Source organism: Candidatus Magnetobacterium casense (genome assembly GCF_019173545.1).
In the GTDB taxonomy this organism is placed as follows: domain Bacteria; phylum Nitrospirota; class Thermodesulfovibrionia; order Thermodesulfovibrionales; family Magnetobacteriaceae; genus Magnetobacterium; species Magnetobacterium cryptolimnobacter.
Genome location: NZ_JABXWD010000422.1, coordinates 1 through 2,749 on the forward strand (window position 1 = coordinate 1; position 2,749 = coordinate 2,749).

2 protein-coding genes and 1 pseudogene are annotated in these 2,749 nt (G+C 49.4%); all 3 read left to right on the top strand.

The genetic code is table 11. From position 1 onward, the window contains the following. Positions 1-602: pseudogene (locus HWQ67_RS15780) on the top strand (iron-containing alcohol dehydrogenase); the annotation flags it as partial. After that, positions 586-1,896, top strand: a complete 1,311-nt coding sequence (locus HWQ67_RS15785; protein WP_218253644.1) for a sensor histidine kinase — start codon at positions 586-588, stop codon at positions 1,894-1,896. The pseudogene HWQ67_RS15780 and the gene HWQ67_RS15785, both read left to right, overlap by 17 nt. 18 nt (positions 1,897-1,914) lie before the next feature. Further along, the coding region (locus tag HWQ67_RS20280) for an HD-GYP domain-containing protein (RefSeq protein ID WP_218253645.1) at positions 1,915-2,749 on the top strand (835 nt) is incomplete at its 3' end.

Below are 2,749 nucleotides of genomic sequence, written 5' to 3' on the forward strand. Positions count from 1 at the left end.
CCTACCTGGCAGCCTGTACGGGGATGGACGCCATGATTCACGCCATCGAGGCATTTGTCTCCCTGGGCAGTTCTCCCTTTACGGACGTGCATGCACTGGCGGCAATCAGGACGATTAACGATAACCTGATAGAGTCCGTCGAAAATCCCGGCAATATAGAGTTGCGTTCCAGGATAATGTTTGGCAGTCTTGAGGCCGGTCTGGCGTTTTCCAATGCGTGCCTGGGCGGGGTTCATGCAATGGCACACAGCCTTGGGGGCCTGCTGGACCTCCCACATGGCGAGTGCAATTGTATGCTGCTGAGGCATGTCGTAGACTTCAACTTCAACGAAACCGCAGAGCGATACATAGAGGTAGGAAAACAAATGGGGCTTGATCTGCATGGCATGACCATGCAACAACAAAAAAACGCCATCATAAACAGGATTGACTACCTCTCAGACAGACTGAACATTACCAAGGGGCTTAGTAAAAAAGGGGTTGCCATCTCCGACATCCCTGCTCTTGCCAAAAACGCATTTAAAGACGCCTGCATGATAACCAATCCCAGAAGACCCCAAAATGTAAGGGACATTGAGGTACTCTATGAAGAAGCGACCTGACAAGACCATCAACGAGTCCTCCGAGGCACTCTTTACAGACTCCAGTGATTGGGACTCGGTGCGTGAAAAGATACTGGGGCTTGGACACCAGCCCAGCAAGAAGAGTTATTACCCGGAGCTTCAGCGCAAACTCGCAGAGCTAAACAGGTTTAAATCACTCCTCGATCAAACCCGGGATGCCATCCTCCTGCTGGAAAAGGACAGCGGCAAGGTCTCCGACGTAAACGAGTATGCCGCCCTGCTGCTGGGCTATGGCAGGGATGAACTCATAGGCATGGCGATTGACGAAATCCTGCCAATTAACGATACCCTCAATGAGAGAAGCATAACTGCCATGATCAAAAGAGACAAGAGCAAGGTCTCTGTTGAAATAAACGTGCGGGTGGTTGACTTTGACAACAAGGCCTATGTCGTCGTGGTAGGGAGGGACATCACTGAGCGTCTGAGACACGAACAGGAGCTGCAACTGTACAGAACCCACCTTGAGGTCATGGTCGAAGAGCGAACCAGGGAACTGTCACAGACCCTGCAACATCTCAAGGCAACACAGGCACAACTGATACAGTCGGAAAAGATGGCCTCTCTGGGCCAACTGGTTGCGGGGGTGGCACACGAAATAAATACACCCGTGGGGGCGGCTATTATTGTCTCTTCGCATATGGCAGAGATAACAAAAAATATCACATCGGCCTTTGATAACAGTAAAATAAAAAAACGAGACCTACAGGATTACCTTGAAAAAGTCAGCGAAGATGCCGACCTTGTCTTGAGAAACCTGCTGCGTACCAGTGAGCTGATCAGGAGTTTCAAGATGGTGTCCGTAGACCAGATAACACAGGACAAGCGAGAGTTTAATGTAAAATCATACATTAACGATATTATATTAAGCATGAAACCAAAGGTTAAGGGTAATCATAAAATAGAGGTAAATTGCCCTGATGACATAAATATTACCAGTTATCCCGGGGCATTTGGGCAGGTGATAATCAATCTGTTAATGAACTCCCTGACACACGCCTATGATAAGAATAGCAGTGGTACTATCAGGATAGATGTCTCTAAAGATGCGGACAGGATATCGTTAATATACAAGGATGACGGCAAGGGAATTGCGGGGGAATATGTAAACAAGATATTTGACCCCTTCTTTACAACAAACAGGTATGGTGGCAGCAGCGGTCTGGGTCTGCACATCGTTTATAACATTATTCACCAGACGTTAGGTGGCACAATTGACTGTGAGAGCGCTGAGGGACAGGGAACTACTTTTAACTTGACATTAGCGATAAAGTAACAATGGAGGGGTGGTGTTGTGTCAGAGGATGAAGATTTAGTATTTTACGAGGACAGTGAAGGCGACGGTATTGATGCAGGTACCGATGAGGACAACCGCTGGAAGGTCATGATTGCAGATGATGACCTGGAGATACACAGGGCCATAAAGATAGGGTTGGCGGAATTCTCTTTTGATGGCAGGAGGTTGGATTTTATCTGTGCCCGCTCTGCCGATGAGGCTGCCGGATTGATGAGCCGGCATACTGATATAGCGTTGATTTTCCTGGATGTAGTGATGGAGCGTGATGATGCCGGTCTGTTGCTGGTGAGACACATTCGGGAGGGCTTAAAAAACAAAACCGTCAGGATCATCCTCTACACCGGACAGCCTGGTCTTGCACCGGAGGTGGATGTGGTTGTCAACTATGACATCAATGATTACAAGGAAAAAGGTGAGCTGACCATGCACAGGCTGTACACGGTGGTAGCCTCTGCGCTGCGCTCATACAGGGACATGGTTGTGCTTGAGGTCACGGTAGAGAGGCTGCGCAAACTCACGGAGGCCGTAACACATGCAATGGCTGCGGCGGTTGAGGCAAGGGACCCCTACACGGCCGGTCATCAACGCAGGGTTGCCGATCTGTCCTGTGCCATTGCGCATGAGATGCACCTGCCACAAAGCCAGACGGAGTGCATCAAGTTGGCCGCCATCATACACGACATCGGCAAACTCACGATCCCCTCCGAAATCCTCAGCAAACCCGGCAGACTCAAGCCACACGAGTTTGACCTCATTAAGGACCACTCTCAGATCGGATATGATATCCTCAAGGGCATAGAGTTTCCCTATCCTGTGGCGCAGATAATCCTTC